At 37.9% G+C, this 21,248-nt stretch carries 19 protein-coding genes; 5 read left to right on the top strand and 14 right to left on the bottom strand.

Features of this window, described 5'->3' with window-relative positions:
* Window positions 1–215: 215 nt before the first annotated feature.
* The 7 genes from AC2TFD_RS04875 to uxaC form a co-directional block, all read right to left on the bottom strand.
* Window positions 216–1,079: a sugar phosphate isomerase/epimerase family protein gene (locus tag AC2TFD_RS04875; RefSeq protein WP_484675121.1), complete on the bottom strand. Its 864-nt coding sequence runs from the start codon at window positions 1,077–1,079 to the stop codon at window positions 216–218.
* Window positions 1,076–2,086 carry a Gfo/Idh/MocA family protein gene (locus AC2TFD_RS04870; protein ID WP_484675120.1) on the bottom strand — a complete coding sequence of 337 codons (1,011 nt, stop codon included), beginning with the start codon at window positions 2,084–2,086 and terminating at the stop codon, window positions 1,076–1,078. The genes AC2TFD_RS04875 and AC2TFD_RS04870 overlap by 4 nt, the downstream gene beginning before the upstream one ends.
* Before the next feature lie 69 nt (window positions 2,087–2,155).
* A complete protein-coding gene (locus AC2TFD_RS04865) occupies window positions 2,156–3,316 on the bottom strand; it encodes a Gfo/Idh/MocA family protein (RefSeq protein ID WP_484675119.1) in 1,161 nt (386 codons plus the stop codon).
* Window positions 3,317–3,318: 2 nt separating this feature from the next.
* Complete coding sequence (locus AC2TFD_RS04860) at window positions 3,319–4,206, bottom strand: sugar phosphate isomerase/epimerase family protein (RefSeq protein WP_484675118.1); 888 nt, start codon at window positions 4,204–4,206, stop codon at window positions 3,319–3,321.
* A gap of 15 nt (window positions 4,207–4,221) precedes the next feature.
* A complete protein-coding gene (locus AC2TFD_RS04855) occupies window positions 4,222–5,142 on the bottom strand; it encodes an AraC family transcriptional regulator (protein WP_335519087.1) in 921 nt (306 codons plus the stop codon).
* A gap of 199 nt (window positions 5,143–5,341) precedes the next feature.
* Window positions 5,342–6,754: an NADP-dependent phosphogluconate dehydrogenase gene (gene gndA / locus AC2TFD_RS04850; protein WP_335569028.1), complete on the bottom strand. Its 1,413-nt coding sequence runs from the start codon at window positions 6,752–6,754 to the stop codon at window positions 5,342–5,344.
* Window positions 6,755–6,969: 215 nt separating this feature from the next.
* Window positions 6,970–8,376, bottom strand: coding sequence for a glucuronate isomerase (uxaC, locus tag AC2TFD_RS04845; protein WP_484675117.1), 1,407 nt, complete (start codon window positions 8,374–8,376; stop codon window positions 6,970–6,972).
* 237 nt (window positions 8,377–8,613) lie between these two features.
* On the opposite strand from uxaC, the gene AC2TFD_RS04840 reads away from it, so the two are divergent.
* Window positions 8,614–9,786 (top strand): ROK family transcriptional regulator, encoded by a 1,173-nt coding sequence (locus AC2TFD_RS04840; protein ID WP_484675116.1) that lies wholly within the window; start codon window positions 8,614–8,616, stop codon window positions 9,784–9,786.
* A gap of 103 nt (window positions 9,787–9,889) precedes the next feature.
* On the opposite strand, the gene AC2TFD_RS04835 is transcribed toward AC2TFD_RS04840, so the two are convergent.
* From AC2TFD_RS04835 to AC2TFD_RS04825, 3 genes are all read right to left on the bottom strand, one after another.
* Window positions 9,890–11,296 carry an MFS transporter gene (locus AC2TFD_RS04835; protein WP_484675115.1) on the bottom strand — a complete coding sequence of 469 codons (1,407 nt, stop codon included), beginning with the start codon at window positions 11,294–11,296 and terminating at the stop codon, window positions 9,890–9,892.
* A 366-nt stretch (window positions 11,297–11,662) separates the two neighbouring features.
* On the bottom strand, window positions 11,663–13,066 hold the full coding sequence (locus AC2TFD_RS04830) for an MFS transporter (RefSeq protein ID WP_484675114.1): 1,404 nt from the start codon (window positions 13,064–13,066) through the stop codon (window positions 11,663–11,665).
* Window positions 13,067–13,476: 410 nt separating this feature from the next.
* Window positions 13,477–14,883, bottom strand: coding sequence for an MFS transporter (locus AC2TFD_RS04825; protein ID WP_484675113.1), 1,407 nt, complete (start codon window positions 14,881–14,883; stop codon window positions 13,477–13,479).
* A 374-nt stretch (window positions 14,884–15,257) separates the two neighbouring features.
* Here AC2TFD_RS04825 and AC2TFD_RS04820 point away from each other — a divergent pair, with 374 nt between their 5' ends.
* The gene (locus tag AC2TFD_RS04820; protein WP_484675112.1) at window positions 15,258–15,770 is read left to right on the top strand and encodes a DinB family protein; all 513 of its coding nucleotides are present in this window, start codon (window positions 15,258–15,260) and stop codon (window positions 15,768–15,770) included.
* A 328-nt stretch (window positions 15,771–16,098) separates the two neighbouring features.
* On the opposite strand, the gene AC2TFD_RS04815 is transcribed toward AC2TFD_RS04820, so the two are convergent.
* The 3 genes from AC2TFD_RS04815 to AC2TFD_RS04805 form a co-directional block, all read right to left on the bottom strand.
* Window positions 16,099–16,707, bottom strand: a complete 609-nt coding sequence (locus AC2TFD_RS04815) for an exonuclease domain-containing protein (RefSeq protein ID WP_484675111.1) — start codon at window positions 16,705–16,707, stop codon at window positions 16,099–16,101.
* 209 nt (window positions 16,708–16,916) lie between these two features.
* Window positions 16,917–17,486 carry a TetR/AcrR family transcriptional regulator gene (locus AC2TFD_RS04810; protein WP_484675110.1) on the bottom strand — a complete coding sequence of 190 codons (570 nt, stop codon included), beginning with the start codon at window positions 17,484–17,486 and terminating at the stop codon, window positions 16,917–16,919.
* A 13-nt stretch (window positions 17,487–17,499) separates the two neighbouring features.
* Window positions 17,500–18,207 (bottom strand): MBL fold metallo-hydrolase, encoded by a 708-nt coding sequence (locus tag AC2TFD_RS04805; RefSeq protein ID WP_484675109.1) that lies wholly within the window; start codon window positions 18,205–18,207, stop codon window positions 17,500–17,502.
* Between the two features lie 207 nt (window positions 18,208–18,414).
* Here AC2TFD_RS04805 and AC2TFD_RS04800 point away from each other — a divergent pair, with 207 nt between their 5' ends.
* Window positions 18,415–18,933 (top strand): DoxX family membrane protein, encoded by a 519-nt coding sequence (locus AC2TFD_RS04800; protein ID WP_484675108.1) that lies wholly within the window; start codon window positions 18,415–18,417, stop codon window positions 18,931–18,933.
* Between the two features lie 139 nt (window positions 18,934–19,072).
* On the top strand, window positions 19,073–19,585 hold the full coding sequence (locus AC2TFD_RS04795; RefSeq protein WP_484675107.1) for a DoxX family membrane protein: 513 nt from the start codon (window positions 19,073–19,075) through the stop codon (window positions 19,583–19,585).
* A 343-nt stretch (window positions 19,586–19,928) separates the two neighbouring features.
* Here AC2TFD_RS04795 and AC2TFD_RS04790 read toward each other — a convergent pair whose 3' ends face one another.
* Window positions 19,929–20,156: a hypothetical protein gene (locus tag AC2TFD_RS04790; RefSeq protein WP_335511168.1), complete on the bottom strand. Its 228-nt coding sequence runs from the start codon at window positions 20,154–20,156 to the stop codon at window positions 19,929–19,931.
* 212 nt (window positions 20,157–20,368) lie between these two features.
* Here AC2TFD_RS04790 and AC2TFD_RS04785 point away from each other — a divergent pair, with 212 nt between their 5' ends.
* Window positions 20,369–21,163, top strand: coding sequence for a nucleotidyltransferase domain-containing protein (locus AC2TFD_RS04785; RefSeq protein ID WP_484675106.1), 795 nt, complete (start codon window positions 20,369–20,371; stop codon window positions 21,161–21,163).
* The last annotated feature ends 85 nt before the right edge of the window (window positions 21,164–21,248 follow it).

Below are 21,248 nucleotides of genomic sequence, written 5' to 3'. Positions count from 1 at the left end.
GCACCAAGATACATTAATCATTCTCTAGTCCTGCTTTATAATTCAAATTTTTTAACTCATATTGTTTTCAATTGATAATACAAATTAAAACCAATTCAGAAAAATATAATGCGGAAGGGCATATTTATATCAAAAAAATCCCTTTGAATTTCTTTTACTATCTTTCAACAACGCAAAAGGCAGTGGACACCCACTGCCTTTTCTATTTCAATTAATTAAAACCAGTCAGCAAACCCTAGTTTTCTTAAGTGGTTAGCTGAAACTTCCAGGCATTCGAATGGGTCACGTCCGTAGGTATCGTCTTGTTCTACCAAGAAATACTGTGCACCACTATCAAGTCCCGCTTCCATGATTGCTTTGAGATCAAGGTTTCCTTCACCAAGTTCAGCAAATTGAATTGTATTCGTGAATCTGTCAAAGAATTTAGCCATATCCTTCTGGAAGTCAACATCGGTTAAATCCATTTGTCCAATTCGATAATCCTTTAAGTGTAAGAGTGAAATACGGCCGGTATATCCTTTAACAAACTCTACAGGATTGACGCCTGCTCTTTGAATCCAGTGAACATCTAATTCAAACCCAAGCTTTGTCGTGTTGTTTTTAATAATATCCAATAAGTATTCACCATCAAATTTTTGGAATTCTAAGTGATGTGTATGGTAATACAATTCAATTCCATGTTCTGCTAATCTGTGAGCCATCTCTTCAGCTTTAGCAATAAATTCCATAATTTTATCTTTATTCCCCATAGCCATTAACGGCATCATGCCAATTCGCAAATAATTACAATCAAGTGTTTTGCAATCGTTTACGATTTTGTCAAAATCACTTGTCAATGTCTCACCAGGCATTCCAGGAAGCATTGGCTCTACAGCAGCAGACATTGCCGCAATTTTAATATCAAAATCTGCACTCGCCCTTTTTATCTCCGCTACGTTCTCAGCCGTCATTGGGATTTGAGATACTTCAACAGCGTGATAACCAAGCTCACTAACCTTTTTCATTGTCTCATAGGCACCTAGTTCTTCGACTTTGCCTTTAAGCATCATCATTTGAACGCCGATTTTTCCCTTTTTCATTGAAATACCTCCATTTGTATTGATTGTTTTTTCTCTGATGACAAGTGAATTGCATCAATGATCGCAATGGACGCTAGCGCATCTTTTGCATGGATATAGTCTTCAGTGTTTTCGGTAATAGCGGAATAGAATTGATTAATGGTTTTTGCATGACTTGCCCCATAATAATGTTTTGAACCTGGCAGCTTTGCGTCCTCCATCAACTCTTCCTTTTCCCCTGCTTCATTCACTCTTGTCAGAATGCTATCTTTAATAATGAACCTTTCTTTTTCAAAAAGAACCTCAAGTTCAACACTAGAATTATCTGCATTTGCATTGGTAGCGAAGAATAATCCCTTAGCACCATTTTTAAACTGGATACGGGCAGAAGCTGTATCTTCCACTTCAATGTTATAATCCAATAATTGATCTACTGAGCCTCTGATTGACTCAATTTCACCGCCAACCAACTGCATGAGGTCTAACGTATGCAGTGCTTGATTGATCATCACTCCACCGCCGGCATATTTCCACTGCCCGCGCCACGGCTGGACGTCATAGTATTGTTTTGGTCTAAACCATGCAACGAGACCCTTAACCCCTTTAATAGGGCCATATTCATTAGTGCTGATGATTTCTTGAAGTTTTTCAAATGATTCATTATTGCGATTTTGCAAGCAGACACCAATCTTAACGTCCTTAGACTCTTCCTCTAGTTTCACCAGAGCCAGCCCTTCATCACTGTTCAGGCCCAATGGTTTCTCTAGAAAAACATGAACACCTTTTTCCACACAAGCCTTGGTAACAGGGTAGTGCAGATAATGAGGCAGACAGATATGAACACAATCTAAGTCCTCGTTTTCTAGCATTACTTCATAGTCACTGTAAAAATTTGCTCCTGGTACTGAATTTGATAATGATTCATTATTATCACAGACAGCCACCAACTTAGCATTTGGGTTTGCTTTTATTGCTGGAATATGGATGTGTGAAATGGTTCCCAACCCTATAACTGCCACCTTCAGCATTTGCTTCTCCCCTTTTTTGAAACAAACTCGGAAGCGCATTAGCGCTCCGAGTTCGTTTCATGTGTATGATTACTTTCTAACCGGATATTTGCCTTCTTCTGCAATTCGTTTATTTAATTCTTCTAGGAATAAATCTTCATCAAATGGTACTTCGATTTCCTTGCCTAACCAGCTTGATAGGTGCATAGCATTTGCAAGTCTAACACCATTAATACCGTCGCTGCCTGGAGCTAATAGTGGTGTACCATTGACAATCGCTGAAGCAAAGTCCTCTAATACATCAGCGTGCTGTTTGCCCCAAACGCTTTCAAATTCAATTACTTCTTCAGTGAATATATCACCAGCACCGCCGCCCATAAACAGCTTCATAACATCTGACATATCCATGGAATCGCTCATTTCCTTCTCAGATTGTTTCAGGCGTTTGATGGTAACTTTCTTACTATCGTCTACAACGATTTTTCCTTTATCACCATGGATTTCTAAACGGTCTGTCCCCATTACATCATGTGTCTTTGTTACAAATACTCCAGTAGCACCATTTCCATAATCAAATACTGCAGTTACATCGTCTTCAACAACGATATCTCTTTGATAGCCATAGTTTACTTTTGCATATACTTTTTTCGGCATGCCGCAAATCCATTGAAGCAAGTCAATTTGGTGAGGCGCTTGGTTTACAAGAACACCGCCGCCTTCTCCGCCCCAAGTTGCTCTCCATTCACTTTGATTGTAGTACCCTTGAGGTCTCCACCAAGTCGTAATAATCCAGTTGGTACTGCGAATGCTGCCAATCTCACCATTATCAATAAGTTCTTTTAGTTTTTTATAAAGTGGATTTGTACGCTGGTTAAAGAAGATTGCAAATTTAAGTTCAGGTTTTGTTGCTGCAAAGTCATTTAACTCTTTCACTTGTTTTGTATAAACGCCAGCTGGTTTTTCCACTAATGCATGAAGGTTACGTTTTAATGCTTCGATTCCCATTTCAGGATGTAGATAATGCGGAACAGTTGTAACGACTGCATCAACATCACCGCTTTCAAGCATATCAATATAATTATCATAGAAAGGAACACCAGGATACTTCTCTTCTGCTACTTGTTTTTTAGCAGGATCATTATCACAGATCGCACCAATCACCATATTTTTAACTTTGCCTTCAGTAATCAAATTAGCGTACATACCACCTTCTGCACCTAATCCAATAATCCCTAATCTTACATCTGCCATAATTAAATTCCCTCGCTTTCAATTTTGTTAAGAATTTCTAATAATGCTTCATATTGAAGCTTGTAGCCGCCGGCACCATCCAGCCCTTTGTCGTCCTTAATAATCTCTGTTGCATCCTCAAGCTCTAAATCCTTTAAAGAGTCAAAAAGCACAAGGTGTGGCTCAAGAGTTAAAAAGCCTTTGTAGCCGCTCTTAATAAACTGAGCTAGTAGTTCAGGTATTTTACCCTCACCCGTTCCACAGACAACGTTTTGACTGTCTGATGTTACAGCATCCTTTATGTGTATATAAACAATCTCATCTTTTAAGAGATCGTAACACTCCTGTGTATCCTCACCGCACTGAACGAAATTCGCAAAGTCGAAAATTCCTTTAAAATACGGAGAGCCAACCTCTGTCAAAATCTCATGACAGCGTCTGGCGATATCACCAAAGATATCCTTTTCATTTTCATGAAGCAAAATTACATTGTATTTTTCTGCAATCGCAGCAAATTCCTTTAACTTACTGACAACTTGACTGCGATATTGATCTGCATCCTCACCCTTAGGAATATAGAAGCTGAAAATTCGCATATATTTACAATCGAGCAAGTTGCTAATTTGGCAAAGCGTGTCCAACATTAGTTTTTGCTTCGCAAAGCCTTCTTCGTCATTGATGAATACCTTTCCGATTGGCGAACCAATGGAGGAAACACCAATTCCTGCTTTTTGCAGTCTTGGCTGAACATTTTCTTTAATTTCACCGACAGTAAAATCACCAATATTCTTCCCATCAATGCCGCGTAACGAAATATATTTCATACCTAAGTTTGATACCACCTCAAGCTGGGTATCAAAATCAGATGAAATTTCATCTGAAAATCCTGAAATCATTAAATCTTGATTCATGTAAACGAATTCCTCCTATATTAAGGGGCTGCCGGTTGTGAGTTTATTTTTTCGATACTTGGAAGGGGTTAACCCTACTTTTTCCTTAAAGTACCGGCTGAAATGGGCGAGACTTTCAAAACCCGAAGAAGACGATACTTCAGCTATACTAAGGTCTGGTTCCATTTCTAATAGGTACTTAACTTGGTTTAATCTGCAGCCCATTACATATTCCATTACAGTAAAACCCGTAACTTCCTTAAAGACATGCGAAACATAATATTTGCTTAAATTAAGTTCAGACGAAATACGATCTAAACTAATTTTCTCCTTAAAGTGGTCTCTTATCCAGGATGCAATTGCCTCTGCATGTAATTCTTTTTCTGTTTTCTTATTAGTAACCTGCGCTAAGTCCTGCTGGCTCATTTTATAAATACATAAGAGCAGCTGAATCAGTTCAAGCTTCACCTCAGCTTCTAATAGTTCATTCTTTTTACCCGTACGCTGAAGCTCTTCATCGATTTCCGATAAAAGACCCGAAATCTTTTTCATCTGCCTGTCCACATATTGGCCATTTTCATCATAGCGTGTACGTAGAAGCGGATTATTCAGTTTCTTAAACGGATCTAGCAAATTGGGTAATCCGAGTGTGGATATCAAATCAGACAGCCATGTTGGTGAAAAATGAAGCGCACTTCTTGTATAGGTACTCTCGCTCCTAGGGTTGGCTTTATGCAGGGTCATGCCATCTAAAAGAATAATATCACCGGGCACTAATTCATAGATCCGATTGTTAATTAAATACTTGCAATCACCACCGCCGAAGAAATAAATCTCATACTCGTGATGTGAGTGAAACTGGAAAACATAGGAATGCACTCCCTGCATTCGATAACTTGCATAAATCCATTCATCTAATACTTTTCTTTTATAAGGCAGGTTGAATAAATTTTCCACAGCCCTCACGCCTTCCTTAAGCGTTATTAAGCTTACTTATATTTTACCCCTGCATGATAAAAAAAGCATTCACTGAAACTGCTTTCATTTTTGAAGTTTTTGACTGGTATTGCTTTTATAATTGTTATATCAGCAAAAAAAGAGACAAAACTGACCAATTCCCTGGCAGTTTTGTCTCTTTTTAGGAAAACAAGGAATCTTACTCCATCCAGTTTGTATGGAATACTCCCTCTTTATCAACACGTTGATACGTATGTGCACCGAAGTAGTCACGTTGTGCTTGTAAAAGATTTGCAGGTAACGTTTCTGTACGGTAGCTGTCATAGTAAGCAATTGCGCTTGCAAATGATGGAACTGGAATTCCACGTTCAATTGCTACTGCAAGAACTTGACGCAATGGCTGTTGATAATTTTCAACGATTTCTTTGAAGTAAGGATCTAATAATAAGTTTCTTAATTCAGGATCGCGATCATATGCGTCTTTAATTTTTTGTAAGAATTGTGCACGAATGATACAACCGCCGCGGAAAATCATCGCGATATCGCCGTAACGAAGATTCCAATCGTATTCTTCAGACGCAGCACGCATTTGCGCAAATCCTTGAGCATAAGAAACAAGTTTGCTCATATATAAAGCTTTACGAACAGCTTCAATTAGTTCTTCTTTGTTGCCATCAAAAGCCTTAACTTCAGGTCCATTAAGAACCTTACTTGCCTTAACACGCTCATCCTTCAAAGCAGAAATAAAGCGGGCAAATACTGATTCTGTGATAATTGGAAGTGGAACACCTAAGTCTAAAGCATTTTGGCTTGTCCATTTTCCTGTTCCCTTTTGACCAGCAGTATCGAGGATTAGGTCAACCATTGGTTTACCTGTTTCTTCATCAACTTTTGTAAAGATATCTGCCGTAATTTCAATTAAATAGCTGTCTAGTTCGCCTTTATTCCATTCAGCAAAAACCTCATGAAGCTCTTTCGCTTCTAATCCAAGAACATTCTTTAGAATAAAATAAGCTTCACAAATTAATTGCATATCACCATATTCAATTCCGTTATGGACCATTTTCACATAATGACCTGCGCCGTTTGGACCAATATACGTACAGCAAGGGTCGCCCTCTACTTTTGCAGAAATGGCTTCTAAGATCGGTTTAACAAGATTATATGCTTCTTCTTTGCCGCCTGGCATGATAGAAGGTCCTTTTAATGCGCCTTCCTCTCCGCCTGAAACGCCTGTTCCAATGAAATGGAATCCTGCAGTTTCTAATTCTTTATTACGTCTGATTGTATCTTGGAAGAAAGTATTTCCGCCGTCGATCAGGATATCACCTTCTTCAAGAAATGGTTTTAAAGAATCAATCGTAGCGTCTGTTGCAGTACCGGCTTTAACCATTAATAAAATTTTGCGGGGCTTTTCTAATGAATTAACGAATTCTTCTACCGTTTTAGCACCAACAAAGTTTTTTCCTTCTGCCTCATTCTTTAAAAACTCTTCTGTTTTTTCATAAGAACGGTTAAAAACAGCGACAGAATACCCTCTGCTTTCAATATTTAACGCAAGGTTTTTACCCATTACGGCCAAACCTACTACACCGATTTGTTGTTTAGACATTTGATAATCCCTCTTTCTTTTAGTCAAAATTCAGTAACTCACGCCATCCATAATACCGATTAAATGTGAGAACATCAAATAATTCGATAATTTTTTCTACTTCTAGTGTAGAGCATAAGATATAGCTCTCAACATTAGCTTGCTCAAAATAAAAACATTTAAATCCTATGTAAGAAAGCAGGTGAGCCCTATAAAAGGGCCCTCCCTCTGCCTAATTAACGCTCCAAGAAATATTTTTCTGCGTTATTGTAACCAATATTTCTAACCATTTGTTCGAGGTATTCCCAATCATCTGGCGCTAATCCTCTTTCTACCCAGTCACCTAAAATATTGCAAAGGATACGACGGAAGTATTCATGGCGTGCATAAGATAAGAAGCTGCGGGAATCTGTTAACATTCCAATAAAGTGGCTCAAGAGTCCTACATTCGCAAGATCCTTCATTTGTCTTTCCATTCCATCGATATGGTCATTAAACCACCAGCCGGAACCGAATTGAATCTTACCCGGAACGCCTTCTTCATAGAAGTTACCCATCATACCAGCAAGTACAGGATTATCCTTAGAATTTAGGTTAAACAATACTGTTCTTGGTAATGCATTCTGCTGTTCTAACGCATCAAGGAATCGGGACAAACCTTGAGCAAAATTAGATTCACCGACAGAATCGAAGCCGGTGTCTGGACCAATTAGCTCTTTCATTCTTGTATTGTTGTTTCTAATTGCACCCATATGAAGCTGCATAACCCATTGTTTTCCGGCATACATTTTTCCAAGCTTCGTTAATAAGAAGCAGCGGTATGCATTGATTTCATTGTCGGAAAGCTGGTCTCCGTTCAATCCCTTATTGAAGATTCTTTCCGCTTCTTCTTGCGGTGTTTCTACATATACTTCTAATTTTTGAATATCATGATCGGATGCTCGGCCGCCATTTTCATGGAAGTAATCAACCCGTTGCTGCAGCGCGTTCAAGAAGCCTTCTAACGTGTCAGCTTTAATCCCAGAAACCTGCCCTAATTTTTCAATCCAGCTTGCAAAGGTAGGTCGCTCAATAAAAAGAGCTCCATCTGGACGGAAGGTAGGTGCAATGATTGGAGTAAAGGATTCATCATTTTTCAATAATTTATGATATTCCAATGTAGAAATTGGATCATCCGTTGTTCCAATAAACTTCACGTTTGAACGATTAATAAATGCTCTTGCAGTGAAATCACTTGTTTTAAGCTTTTCATTACATTCATCGTAGATTTCTCGTGCTGTAGCTGGGCTCAGCCTTTTTTCAATCCCGAAATACATTTTTAATTCCATGTGCGTCCAATGATAAAGTGGATTTCCAATTAAATTTGGTACAGTTTCAGCCCACGCTGAGAACTTTTCCCAATCACTAGCATCACCGGTTATGTATCTCTCACCAATACCATTCATACGCATAGTACGCCATTTGTAATGGTCGCCGCCCAGCCATAATTGAGTAATATTTTCGTAAGACTTATTTTCCCATACTTCTTGAGGGTCAAGGTGGCAGTGGAAATCAAAAATCGGTAATCCCTCTACTGCATTTTCATATAACCTAACGGCAGTTTCTGTATCTAGCAAGAAGTCTTTGTCTAAAAAGTTTTTCATTTTAAATCCTCCTTCTATTTTAGTATTTCACTGAAAACCCTTACAAATCATAAAAATTAATTTTATCTTTTCTTAATTTGTTTAGTAAACAAATTAATGATATTTTTAACTTATCATGTTTATTTTGTTAAGTCAATTGACAATTTATGAATTAATTAAAAAGTAACAAGACCCTAAGAGAATTACCTGTTATAATATTGATATAGGAAAGCGTTTACTTAGAAATGGGGGAAATAAATGATTACCGGTGATGCGGCATATATAAAAAAAATCAATCGCTCGATTATTCTTAAAGAAATTGTTAAAGAGGGTTTAATATCTAGAGCCGATATATCGAAGGTTACAGCCCTTACCCGAGCGACCATCTCGGCACAGGTAGCTGATTTAATTGATGAAGGTCTTATTATAGAAAAACAACTTGATCACTTTACAGTTGGCAGGAAGCCAATCATGCTTTCCTTGAATTGTGATATCGGGTTTGCGATTGGCATAGATCTTGATTACGATCATATATCTTTTACTGTTTCTGACCTTAAGGGTACTCCGGTCCGCTCTACTAGAACGGAAATCGATACGGACGACTATTCTGAAATAGTAAAAATCCTAATTAACCAAATTGAAGAATATAAAGCAGAATTTGCTGAAAGTCGTTATGGGATTATCGGGATTGTGATTGCCATTCATGGTCTAGTCGGAAAAGATGAAGTGATTCACTATATTCCACGACTAAAATGGAATAATATCCCACTAAAAACAGACCTTGAAAGACAAGTTGGAATCAACGTATACCTCGAAAACAATGCGAATTTGAGTGCATTTGCTGAACGGGTATTTGTTCATCACGAAACAGATAATTTATTGTCCGCCACTCTCTACTCAGGAATCGGACTCGGAATGATGATGAATAATGACTTTTTCCGCGGTCATGATGGCTTTTCCGGTGAGATTGGGCATATGATTGTTGTTCCAAAAGGTAAACCATGCAATTGTGGAAACAGAGGCTGCTGGGAGAAATACTCCTCAGAGTCCAGTATTTTTGAATATCTATCTAAAAAAAGACAAATAAAGAATTTAACCTATCAACACATCCAAGAATGGCTGGATGAAGGTGATGAAGAAGTTCATGCCTTAATGGAAGAATTTATTTTTTACTTATCCATAGGGTTAAATAATATGATTAATATGTACAACCCAGATGTGCTTGTATTAGATAGTGAGCTCCTGCGGATGTATCCGAATGCACTTGAAAAAATAAAGGAAAATCTTCATTCATCTATTAGTCATTATCGGGAATTATTGATCTCTTCTATTGGAAAAAAATCATGTGAACTTGGTGCCTGCGCTCTTGCTATCAAGCATTTCTTAGGTGTTCCAATGTTAAATTTACCACTTGAGAATCAAGAAAACTGAAACCGCTTCCGCCGAAACCCCTTTCAATTATAATTGAAAGGGGTTTTTCGTAAAGAAGAAAGGTTGTTAAGCCCCAGCTTAACAACCTTTCCTTCTAATAATATTAAGCTTTTCTATTTTTAGCTAAATCAATTGCAAGTTGTTCCGTACGCTTCTTGTTTAGTGGGTATAGGAAGACGATTATTAGGAAAACAGCGCCTAGTGTAAGTGCAGGTACTAAAGTTGCAAGTGTATGAATTCCTTGCAGCGTTTCAGCTGATTGTGATTCGGCACCAGCATGGTAACCAACTGCCGCAATCGCTGCACCCCCGACACCTCCGGCAACGGCTTGACCAATCTTACGTGCCATTGAATAGATTGAATAAACAGTACCATCTTCCCTGAGACCTGTTAAATACTCGTGATAATCGATCACGTCTGTAACAAACGCCCAAACTACAAGGTTAAAAACACCATAACCAAACATCGCAACTGTTAATACACCGATAAATTGCGTTGCTGTTAAATTCGGAAGGAAATATAGAACTCCGTATACAAGCGCCGCGACTAATAATCCACCGGAAGCCACTTCTTTTTTACCAAATTTCTTAACCAATGGTTGAATAAATGGCATGGCGATAAATACCGCAACTGCTTGAAGAAGCCCAACCATACTCAATGCTTTAGCATTAGCGAAATAGTCCTTAAATAAGTATACGTTTACCGTACCAATTAACATAAAGACAACCATGAACGCCAATGCAGCTACAAGGAACACCATTAACGGTTTGTTTTTCGTAAGCCCCTTCATGGTTTGGCCAAAATTGACCTTTTGTTTATTGGTTTCATCTAAGACAACACGTTCAACAGATAATTTATAACAAGCCAAGTAACAAGCAATCGCAAGACCACCGAAAATTAATGCTGCAATAATGAAGCGAGTCGCATCCGGTTTATTATTCACAAATAAAATAATCGGTCCAACTACGTTAATAATTAAACCTGCTAATTGCCCGCCCAAAGTTCTCCAGCTAGATAGTGAAGTACGTTCTACTGGATCAGCTGTGATCACTGAAGCCATCGAGCCATAAGGAATATTAACAGTGGAATATAATGTACCCCACAAAATATATGTGACATATGCATAAGCAAGGTAGAACCCTTGAGACATACCGGGTATCTTTACAAACATCAATATACCCATAATTACTACTGGAAATGACATTCTTAAAATCCAGGGTCTAAATTTGCCTTGTGCAGTTGTTTTTCTAGTATCTATAAAACGTCCCCATGTTACATCAGCAAATGCATCCCAAAGACGAGCGACTGTAAATAATAGTCCGACATGAGCAGGATTAATATGAAAAATATCCGTATAGAAAACCATCAAGAAAGCGGCGGCTAGAGTAAAGAAGAAATCGTTTCCAAAGTCACCAAACAAGTACCCTAATTTATCCTTGAAACCAAATGGACGTACTGTTTTCCCACCTGATTGTGGGGTTTCTTCTTTCTTTTGCAATGCTTGAACCATTTTCTTTCCCTCCCAATAAATAACCTAAAATGTCATTAACACTATTTTGTGTAACCCCTTACTTAAATACTCTTAACAAAAGTCTTAGATCACGTAAACGTTTACTGAATCTATTAATTTGTTTAGTAAACTAACAAATTAATTGCATAATTTAGGATATACCCATTTTTATTATTCGTCAATAATTTTGTTTGCGTTTTCTTGTGTTTACAGTTCCTGATTTTGAAATTTAAAGTTCATTTAGGAACATTAGAAAGATCGTCAGCAACTTCCGGTCTTCGTCCAAGTAACCTTAATCCCCTTTGTAAAAATAGAATATAAAAAAGGAAGCAAACAGTGTTTACTTCCTCTAGCTTCAAATAAAATTTATTTTCTTCTTGCAGCTAAATCAAGCGCAAGCTGCTCCGTACGTTTTTTGTTTAATGGATATAGGAATACAAGCAACAGGAACACAATACCAAGTGTAATGGCAGGCACTAAAGTTGCAAGTGAATGAATTCCTTGCAGAGTTTCGGCTGATTGTGCTTCGACACCTGCAGTGTAACCTACTGCTGCAATCGCTGCACCACCAACACCACCGGCTACTGCTTGACCGACTTTACGAGCCATTGAGTAAATAGAGTAAACGGTTCCGTCTTCACGAAGTCCAGTTAAATACTCATGGTAATCAATAATGTCTGTTACGAAAGCCCAAATGACAAGGTTGAAAATTCCATAACCAAACATACCAACTGTTAAAACTGCGATAAATTGCGTTGCTGTTAAGTTTGGAAGGAAATATAAAACTGTATATACAATTGCTGCAAGTAAGATACCGCCTGAAGCCACTTCTTTTTTACCAAACTTTGAAACTAACGGTTTTACCAGCGGCATACCAACAAATACTGCTACTGATTGAAGAAGACCAACCATACTTAATGCTTTAGCATTTACGAAGAAATCTTTAAATAAATACACGTTTACAGTACCAATTAACATGAAGCAAATCATGAATAATAAAGAAAGAACAAGGAAAATAATAAGTGGCTTGTTTTTACCAAGACCTTTTACAGTTTGACCAAAGTTTGCTTTTGGTTTATTTGTTTCATCCATTACAATACGTTCAACAGATAATTTATAGCATGCCATATAACAAGCGATTGCAAGAATACCGAAAATAATAGCGCCTAAAAGGAATCGATTTGCATCTGCTTTATTGTCAACAAACAAAATCATTGGTCCTACCACATTAATGATTAACCCGGCTAAGTTCCCCCCTAATGTTCTCCAGCTAGATAATGCCGTACGTTCAACAGGATCACCTGTGATGACAGAAGCCATAGAGCCATAAGGAATATTAACAGTAGAATATAATGTTCCCCAAATAATATAGGTTACATATGCATACGCAAGGTAAAATCCATGAGACATACCTGGAATATGAACAAACATTAATATACCAGTAATGACAAGCGGGAATGACATTCTAAAGATCCAAGGTCTGAACTTTCCATTCTTTCCTGCTTTCCTTGTATCGATGAAACGGCCCCATGTAATGTCAGCAAATGCGTCCCATAAACGTGCGATTAGAAATAGACCACCAACAGCAGCTGGATTAAGACCATATACATCCGTGTAATAAACCATAAGGAACGATGCAACTAGAACAAAGAAGAAATCGTTTCCAAAATCACCAAATAAATAACCTAGTTTATCTTTTATCCCAAAAGGACGAACTGCTTTCCCACCTGATTGTGAGGAATCTACTTTCTTTTGTAATGCTTGAGCCATTGTTAACCCTCCCATAAAATCATTCTAAAATAATAATAATGAATTAAAACCCTTACATAATTTCGAATTGCTATGTTGCTTATTTTGTGTAACTCTTTTCTAAAATACACAAAAACAAATATTGTCATCTAGAGAATGGTTGGTGATTGCAATTAATTAGTTTAATAAACTAACAAATTCTGCTGTGTACTTAGAATATACCTTTATTAATTATTCGTCAATAATTTTTGTAAGCGGTTAGCATGGGAATGTTTACTATTTTTGAAAATTGTCAAAAGTGACATGTAAGTCTTAAGCATCTTCCGGTTTTAGCATTTAACCTTTGATCCCCTATAAGCAAAAAAGGGATTTTTTAGATAGAAAAAGGCAGCAAACAGTGTTTGCTACCTTTTTGATAAAAAATAGTTTTATTATGCTTTTCTTCTAGCTGCTAAATCTATTGCAAGTTGTTCCGTACGTTTTTTGTTTAATGGATACAAGAATACAATCATTAAGAATATAACCAACAATATCACCGCTGGTACTAATGTAGCAAGTGTATGAATTCCTTGCAGAGTTTCAGCTGATTGAGATTCGGCACCCGCATGGTAACCAACCGCTGCAATCGCTGCACCACCAACACCACCAGCAACGGCTTGTCCAATTTTACGAGCCATTGAGTAGATAGAGTAAACAGTTCCATCTTCACGAAGTCCTGTTAAAAACTCATGGTAATCAATGATGTCTGTAACGAAAGCCCAAATAACTAGGTTGAAAATTCCATAACCAAACATACCAACTGTTAAAACTGCGATAAATTGTGTTGCTGTTAAGTTAGGTAAGAAATATAAAACCCCATATACAAGTGCTGCAAGTAAGAGACCAGCTGAAGCCACTTCTTTTTTACCAAATTTTGAAACTAATGGTTTTACCATTGGCATACCAACAAATACTGCCACTGATTGAAGAAGACCAACCATACTTAATGCTTTAGCGTTTCCAAAGAAATCTTTAAATAAGTATACGTTTACAGTACCAATTAACATAAAGCAAACCAAGAACAGTAAAGAAAGAGTAAGGAACACAATGAGTGGTCTGTTTTTACCAAGACCTTTTACTGTTTTCATAAAGTTCGCTTTTGGTTTATTTGTTTCATCCATTACAATACGTTCAACAGATAATTTATAGCATGCCATATAACAAGCGATTGCAAGAACACCGAAAATGATAGCGCCTAAAAGGAATCGATTTGCATCTGCTTTATTGTCAACAAACAAAATCATTGGTCCAACCACGTTAATGATCAATCCAGCTAAGTTTCCTCCTAATGTTCTCCAGCTTGATAATGCCGTACGTTCAACAGGATCACCTGTGATGACAGAAGCCATAGAGCCATAAGGAATATTCACAGTAGAATATAATGTTCCCCAAATAATATAGGTTACATATGCATACGCAAGGTAAAATCCATCAGACATTCCTGGAATATGAACAAACATTAAGACACCAGTAATGACAAGTGGAAATGACATTCTAAAAATCCATGGTCTGAACTTCCCATTCTTTCCTGGTTTCCTTGTATCGATGAAGCGGCCCCAAGTAATGTCAGCAACTGCGTCCCATAAACGGGCGATTAGGAATAGACCACCGACAGCAGCTGGATTAAGACCATATACATCGGTGTAATAAACCATAAGGAACGCCGCTACTAGAATAAAGAAGAAATCGTTTCCAAAATCACCAAATAAATAACCTAGTTTATCTCTCATCCCAAATGGACGAACTGCTTTTCCACCTGATTGTGAGGAATCTACTTTCTTTTGTAATGCTTGAGCCATTGTTAACCCTCCCATAAATCATTCTAAAATATTTAATTAAAACCCTTACATAATAATGAATTGCTTTGTCGCCTTTTTTTGAAACTCTTTACCAAAATATTTATAACCATATCATCTCGAGAATGTACAATTAATTTGTTTAATGAACTAACAAATTAACTGTAAACATAGAATATCATCCTCGACAATATTCGTCAACAACTTTTTGTAAACGTTTTTTTAATTATTTTTCCACCCTAAGAAATCAGGTCTTAAGAGGTAATTAACAATCCAAAGTTTTCGATGTATGATTAAATGGTGGAAGAGAATGGGAGGCTGCAATGCCCCATAATAAATTCACCATTATGTAGTAATGGAAAGGGGAGAATGGAAAAATGCTTCAACGTCCTACGAAAAATGAGTATCCTGTTTATTATGTACCTTATGTAGATCTAGTTCCTGAAGCTGATTTAGTTCAGCTGCTGCAAGAGAATCTCCAAAAGACGATCACACTTTTTGAAGGCATTTCAGAAGAGGTTAGTTTACATCGATATGCTCCAGGAAAGTGGAGTATTAAAGAAGTGTTAGGGCATATTTCCGATACAGAAAGAATTATGAGCTACCGGTTATTACGTGTGGGTCGCGGGGATCAAACACCTCTAGCAGGATTTAATGAAAGCGACTATGTCCAAGCAGCACAAACAAATAACCTGCCTTTGAAAACCATCCTGGAAGACTTCAAAGCAGTTAGAAACGCAACCATCACCCTAATTCAGAACCTGCCAGATGAAGCATGGGAAAACAAAGGCAACGCAAATGGAACAGAAATCACCACAAGAGCCATCGCCTACATCCTAGCCGGTCACCAAATGCACCACTGCAAGATTGTGGAAGATAGATACATATAATTTTATGTAGTTTGGTGCCTGTCACCGGGGGATGTCACCGCGGTGACACTCCCCGGTGACAGGCACCGCTCGTGGACACTGTCCACCTCAGGTGGACAGTGTGTTGTTAACGCACTTAAATCAGAAAAAAAGGTAGAAATCCCAAATATCTTAGGGCTTCTACCTCTTTTTGATCTATAGTAGTATTCCTTGAGTTTTCATCATTCTTATGAGTGACCGTCCCTTCCCCTTTTTGTGGGTTTCGGGCTCTCATCCCTCTTATGAATGACTGCTCTGAATGACTGCTCTGAATGACTGCTCTTTTTCATTTTGCAGGTTCCCAGTATAATTATCCCAATCTAGATCGTGTGGCTGCTGGCTGGTATTTTCTCATCGGGCCATTTTCGAGTACTTCTTGTAGATACAGGTTTCCATTGGGACTGGTTTTTCTGAGTAAGTCCATGAGGTATGTAATATCATCAAGTGCCCTATGTGTTTGATGGTTTGTGATTTGATGCGCTTGTAAAAGGGTTAAGAGTTTACCATTAGGGAAACCATAATTCTTCCATTTGACCCCTCTCATTGTACAGTACCACTTTAAATCATTTATTTCTGGGTACATCTGATAAAGAAAGCTTCTGTCAAAAGAGGCATTGTGTGCAAAGACAGTATCAGCACGATGGAAATAGGTCTTAATCTTTCCATCTAAGAAACTCTTCCCTTCTACTAATTCATAGGGAATTCCATGAATTTGGTACGCACGGTCATAGTTTCTTCTAGCAGTACTGGAAAGTGGTTCTCTTAAAAAAGATTCTTCTTCGATAATCTCTTGAATTTCTCCTGTATCGGCTCTATAAGAAAACAATTTCACTGCAAGTTCAATTACTTCATCCGTAGTCGGGCCCAGCCCAGTTGTTTCAACGTCCAAAACTAAGCCAAACTTATCAAGTTTACTCATATATCTTCATTCCTTTTTGATCTAAATCTTAATATTACTATCATTATAACATCATTATTCATAAAGAAGACTTGCCAATTTAGCAAGTCACTTGAGATTTGTAGTTTGGGTTAACGGATATCTGCGTTAAAGTGATTATATTTGCGGTAAAGTGATTATATCTGCGGTAAACCATATATCATGATATCAATTACAGCCGAAAACGACCCCTAGCTATTACGCATCCCCTTAATAAATGCTTTAATGATTACTTCTAAACTCACATTTAAATCCAAATCCATCTTAAATCCACCGCGCTGTTCTAATGCAGAAAAGCCGTGTAGGATGCTCCTCAACCCTCTAACTGCATGTAAAGCATGATCGCCATCTAATTCGTATGCCTGCAATACCCGAACAGATAGTTCAACCACCTTAGCACCTGCCTGTTGCACATCTCTATCCTCCATATCAGGTGCCATTAAGGTTGCTTCATATATACCCGGATGTTTCCGGGCGAAATTCACATAGGCTGTACTAACTGCCAGTAATGCCTCATCTCCAGACACGCCAATAGCAGCTGTGGTTAATTCTTCATAAAGACGATTTATTCCATAAATGGCCATTTTTTTTCGTAAGCCTCCAAGACCATCAAAATGGTTATATAACGAAGGAGGCCGAATTCCAAGTTTTTTCGCCAGATTTGCCAATGTAACTTCCTGAATCCCAAAAACATCGGCAATCTCCCCTGCTGCTTCTAGAATTTCATTTATTTCTAGTCCTAATTTAGGTCTTGGTGACATTGCTCAAAACTCCTTAGTTTAATTTCTTCTCAAGACTGCGAATTGCCTGCTCCATTACTCCAGTTGGATTCTTCACTAGTTCCCCATGTCCCACCGCGAGAAGATCTGGCTTATAGTCAGCTAATTTCCTTGCACTTTCCAACGCAGTTTCTTTACTCCAAGTTCCAAACACTGGAAAAGGAAACCATGGCTTGACATCCCCAGCAACTGCAATACCACCTCGTGTTTGAAAAGCGTCCCCTGCGATCAACGCATGTGTACGGGTATCATAAAAAGACATCGATCCAGGTGTGTGTCCAGGTGTTTCAATGGCTGCTAATGATCCAACAAGATCCCCTTCCTTCAATAGTACATTCGCTCTGGTTTTCAACTTTTTTGGAACTCCGCCTTTTATCGGGGTTTGAGGTTCATGCTGATCTAAGGAAAGGTCACCATTCATAATTCTATTATCCCTAACAGAAATATAAACAGGCACATTTGGCAGCTTCTCTTTTATTCTATCTAGCGCACCAACATGATCCTCATGTGCATGCGTTAATATAATTTTAGTGATTGGCTTTTTAATATTGTCTGCCGCCTTACATATACCGTCCATACTAAAGGGCAGTGCAGCGTCAATCAGGGTTAGTTCTTTCTCTTCCTCCACCAAATAGCAATTAACAGGAAAAAAATTCGGCAAAAATGTGACTTGATATAAATATCCATTCTTGATCACTCTCATTGCGGCCATCCCCTTTAACTAATATCATTAGTTTAACATTAACTAATGATGTTAGTTTTGTCAATCCCTCCCGTGTTCGCAATTTGTTCACAACTTTTTTACAAATATGTGAATCAATGAACAATCTACACTGAATTCGAGATTAATTTGATATATTAGCAGTGTAATAAATATTGAAAACGTAATTAACAAGGAGATGGCTTAAGAATGTTTATGAACTTTTTAAGAGAAAATAAAATTGCGGCTGGAATCATAACAGTCTTACGTATATATCTTGGTTATGCTTGGTTCACTGCAGGGCTAGGGAAATTACAAAGCGGTGCATTTGACGCTTCTGGCTTCCTGACGAATGCTGTAGCAAATCCAGTTAAAGGTCCAGATGGCAACATGGTTTACGGCTGGTATGTAAACTTTCTAGAAAGCTTTGCGTTACCGAACATTGATGTCTTCAACTTTATCGTTCCTTGGGGCGAAACATTAATTGGTTTAGGCCTTATGCTTGGATGTTTAACAACAGCTGCAATGTTCTTTGGATTGGTAATGAACTTCTCTTTCTTCTTAGCAGGCACAGTATCTCATAACCCAACGGATATATTCTTAGGATTTATAATCTTAACTGCAGGATTTAATGCTGGTCGTATCGGTCTTGATTACTGGGTCGTTCCATTTCTTCGTAAGACAATGAGAGCAAACGGTTTGAAAGAAAAAGTAAAATCAGCTGCCTAAAAAAGGTTGTTCAAAAGTTTGACAAAACTTTTCTAACAAAATGTGAACTTATCACTACACTCATGTAGTTAACTTAAAAAATCTTTTATAGTGTAACTATCAAATACAAATTAATTAATTTTGAAGGGCGGAATGCTTTATGTTTAATAACTTCTTAAGAGAAAATAAAATTGCAACTGGTATTTTAACAATCTTACGTTTATATCTAGGATATGCTTGGTTCACTGCAGGACTAGGAAAATTACAAAGCGGTGCCTTCGATGCTTCTGGCTTCTTAAAAGGAGCAATCGCTAATCCAGTAAAAGGCCCTGATGGCAGCGTGGTCTACGGCTGGTATGTTAATTTCTTAGAAAGCTTTGCGTTACCAAATATCGATGTGTTCAACTTCATCGTTCCTTGGGGCGAAACATTAATCGGTTTAGGTCTTATGCTTGGATGTTTAACAACAACTGCAATGTTTTTTGGTCTAGTAATGAACTTCAGTTTCTTCTTAGCAGGAACAGTATCACATAACCCAACTGATATCTTCTTAGGATTCATCATCTTAACAGCAGGTTACAACGCTGGTCGTATTGGTCTTGACCGCTGGGTGGTACCATTCATCCGTAAAACCGCTCTTAAAGGTAAAGAAACAGCAAAACAACATGCATAAATAAAAAAGCGCAAGCGCCCTCGGACCAAGCCAAAATGCAGCTTGGTCCTGCGATGATTATTCGAAGGAGCTTTCCTTAGTGTTTAGCGGCGTATGGCCTCCTCGTAAAAGCTAACGCTTTTCCTTCGTGCGAAGCCTATGCTGCCGAAGCGTTCCCTGTGGAGCGCTCCAACTGAGATAAAGGAAACACGAAGGGCCGGAGGCGCATTCGTGCTTGACTTCGTAGGTAGGTAAAAATCCTGAAGGGATTTTTACTCGCGGAGAGCGAAGGACACTAGCCGCTAGGGCGCTGGAGCTGGACAGTAAAAATGCCTCAGTCACAATGTGATTGAGGCATTTTTATTTAATAACTATTGTCTTCACCGTGTTCAAATCCTACGCGATCTTGATACCAATTTGTAATTTGAGTGAGTATAGCAAATACAAAAAAGAAATTCATAGCCCATACGTTAATGAAAGGTGCTAAGCCTCCGAACTCAATTCCATGATACCCTTTTATTTTCATTACAATCATAGATTCAATGAAAATTAGAATAAAACCTACAACACCCGCAACAGCCATTCGAATCATTTCTGTTCCCCTCCATACCAGCTCTTATATTTTATTTTATTTCCAAATTAGAAAAATATATTTTTGACAATTTTGTGAACGTTTATATATCTATTATAGGGCAAATTTTACAGGAAAAACAACATTAAACATTTATTTTCTTAGATTTTATTTTGGTGAATATAGATTGGATTGTTTTAGGAAACAAATAGTACTATTAGGAGGTTTTGTGAATGAAAGAACACATCTTAGAAGTACTCAACCAAATCGAAATTGAATATGAAGTTAAAATCCTTTATGCATGTGAATCGGGAAGCCGTTCCTGGGGATTTCCATCGATGGGCAGCGACTTTGATGTTCGATTTATTTATATTCATAAGAGGGATTGGTACCTCTCGATTGATCAAAGGCGTGATGTGCTGGAGGTTCCAAAGCATGATAGGCTTACAATTTCAGTGGACAATCTCCTCGACCTAAATGGCTGGGAACTTGCCAAAGCCTTGCGGTTATTTCGCAAATCCAATCCGCCTCTTTTGGAATGGCTCCATTCAAATATTATTTATTATAAGCAGTACTCTGCCATACAAAAAATCCAAGGGTTGAAGAACCACATTTTTTCTCCTGTTTCTTGCATTCACCACTATTTAAAAATGGCAAAAGGTAATTATCGTGATTATTTGAATCGGGACGAAGTCAAAATTAAAAGATACTTCAATATATTCCGCCCGCTTTTGGCAGCTAAATGGATTGAAAAACACAAGGAATTTCCACCTGTTTCATTTACAGTGCTGGTGGAAGAAATCCTTCCAAACGGCGAGATTAGAAAGATAATTGACGCCGCTATTAAGCAGAAAATAGCGGGGAATGACCTAGACCTTACTCCACAGCCTGCAATCATGAATCCATTCTTGGAAAATGAAATGGAGCAGCTAGAGAAATATGTAACGGAATTAACAGTCAATCAACCCGATCCTACCGAACTCTTAAATCAGGTATTTCGTGAAACCCTTATTGAAGTTTGGGAATAAAACAAAAATTTTGCCTTTCCACCACTTCAAATTTTTCTTCCATGAAAGCTTGAAAATCACATTGAAAACGAATATTATATAAAAG

The organism is Neobacillus sp. plas4 (genome assembly GCF_057221695.1).
This window is presented reverse-complemented; position numbering and strand designations above follow the sequence as displayed.

Bases quoted from the DNA above. Each gene is read 5' to 3' on its own strand.
- AC2TFD_RS04865 (WP_484675119.1), bottom strand. From the start codon at position 3,316: ATGGCAGATGTAAGATTAGGGATTATTGGATTAGGTGCAGAAGGTGGT.
- uxaC (WP_484675117.1), bottom strand. From the start codon at position 8,376: ATGAAAAACTTTTTAGACAAAGACTTCTTGCTAGATACAGAAACTGCC.
- AC2TFD_RS04830 (WP_484675114.1), bottom strand. From the start codon at position 13,066: ATGGCTCAAGCATTACAAAAGAAAGTAGATTCCTCACAATCAGGTGGG.
- AC2TFD_RS04800 (WP_484675108.1), top strand. From the start codon at position 18,415: ATGTTTATGAACTTTTTAAGAGAAAATAAAATTGCGGCTGGAATCATA.
- AC2TFD_RS04795 (WP_484675107.1), top strand. From the start codon at position 19,073: ATGTTTAATAACTTCTTAAGAGAAAATAAAATTGCAACTGGTATTTTA.
- AC2TFD_RS04810 (WP_484675110.1), bottom strand. From the start codon at position 17,486: ATGTCACCAAGACCTAAATTAGGACTAGAAATAAATGAAATTCTAGAA.
- AC2TFD_RS04875 (WP_484675121.1), bottom strand. From the start codon at position 1,079: ATGAAAAAGGGAAAAATCGGCGTTCAAATGATGATGCTTAAAGGCAAA.
- AC2TFD_RS04825 (WP_484675113.1), bottom strand. From the start codon at position 14,883: ATGGCTCAAGCATTACAAAAGAAAGTAGATTCCTCACAATCAGGTGGA.
- AC2TFD_RS04835 (WP_484675115.1), bottom strand. From the start codon at position 11,296: ATGGTTCAAGCATTGCAAAAGAAAGAAGAAACCCCACAATCAGGTGGG.
- gndA (WP_335569028.1), bottom strand. From the start codon at position 6,754: ATGTCTAAACAACAAATCGGTGTAGTAGGTTTGGCCGTAATGGGTAAA.
- AC2TFD_RS04805 (WP_484675109.1), bottom strand. From the start codon at position 18,207: ATGAGAGTGATCAAGAATGGATATTTATATCAAGTCACATTTTTGCCG.
- AC2TFD_RS04870 (WP_484675120.1), bottom strand. From the start codon at position 2,086: ATGCTGAAGGTGGCAGTTATAGGGTTGGGAACCATTTCACACATCCAT.
- AC2TFD_RS04790 (WP_335511168.1), bottom strand. From the start codon at position 20,156: ATGATTCGAATGGCTGTTGCGGGTGTTGTAGGTTTTATTCTAATTTTC.
- AC2TFD_RS04815 (WP_484675111.1), bottom strand. From the start codon at position 16,707: ATGAGTAAACTTGATAAGTTTGGCTTAGTTTTGGACGTTGAAACAACT.
- AC2TFD_RS04860 (WP_484675118.1), bottom strand. From the start codon at position 4,206: ATGAATCAAGATTTAATGATTTCAGGATTTTCAGATGAAATTTCATCT.
- AC2TFD_RS04785 (WP_484675106.1), top strand. From the start codon at position 20,369: ATGAAAGAACACATCTTAGAAGTACTCAACCAAATCGAAATTGAATAT.
- AC2TFD_RS04820 (WP_484675112.1), top strand. From the start codon at position 15,258: ATGCTTCAACGTCCTACGAAAAATGAGTATCCTGTTTATTATGTACCT.
- AC2TFD_RS04840 (WP_484675116.1), top strand. From the start codon at position 8,614: ATGATTACCGGTGATGCGGCATATATAAAAAAAATCAATCGCTCGATT.